This is a genomic window from Nocardia seriolae NBRC 15557 (genome assembly GCF_007990715.1).
Taxonomy (GTDB): Bacteria; Actinomycetota; Actinomycetes; order Mycobacteriales; family Mycobacteriaceae; genus Nocardia; species Nocardia seriolae.
Map to the genome: position 1 here is coordinate 1 of NZ_BJWY01000277.1, position 751 is coordinate 751.

General features: G+C 67.1%; 1 protein-coding gene. It reads right to left on the reverse strand.

From position 1 onward, the window contains the following. Window positions 1–279: 279 nt before the first annotated feature. The coding region (locus tag NS2_RS36645) for an HNH endonuclease signature motif containing protein (RefSeq protein ID WP_222594914.1) at window positions 280–751 on the reverse strand (472 nt) is incomplete at its 5' end.

The following is a 751-nucleotide window of genomic DNA, read 5'->3' on the forward strand; positions in this document are numbered from 1 at the left end:
TTGCGAGCGCAGCGAGCAGCCCCAGCCCCCACACCGCGAGATCAGCCACGGCATCCCGGCGTCATGCAGCAAGAACCTTGTGGGGTTGTCCCGAGAAGGTGATGCGTGCAGTCCCTGGGCCGGGATCGGCGGGATACGGCACCCGGCTCGGCGTCAGCCCCGGTCCGGCAGGGCAGACGACGCAACCACACGTGCGGTACAAGCCTTCGCGAGCAATCCGGTCGCCGATGATGCACCCGAGTAGTCTTCCCCCGGGTTACACGGCCTCACGCATCACAATCACGCCGCGCGCGTATCCCAACGCCGACAACTGGAATCGATCACGGTAGCAACCCGCTGGCCCAGATGCAGACGCTCGTTCACCCGGGGCGTACCCGTCGGGTCCACGGATTTGGGTGCGATCCAGCCGACCCGCCCGCGATGGGGAGAGTCTTTGCCGAGCATCACGGTCTTCCACCCGTTGTCACTGTCGTTGACCAGCGCGTGGTGGTGATCGCAGACCAGGGTGAGGTTGGTCAGGTCGGTGGGACCGCTCTTGGCCCAATCGATCACATGATGCGCCGCGCACCGATCCGGCGGAACATCACAGCCGGGATGAGTGCAGCCCTTGTCGCGGGCGATCAACGCCAGCCGCTGACCCGGGCTGGCGAGGCGTCGCCCGTGGGCCAGGTAGATCGGGATTCCGTCGCGGTCGAGGACCGCCAGCACCGGGCGGGTCCCGGCGGCCATCTTCAACGCCGAACCGATCGAG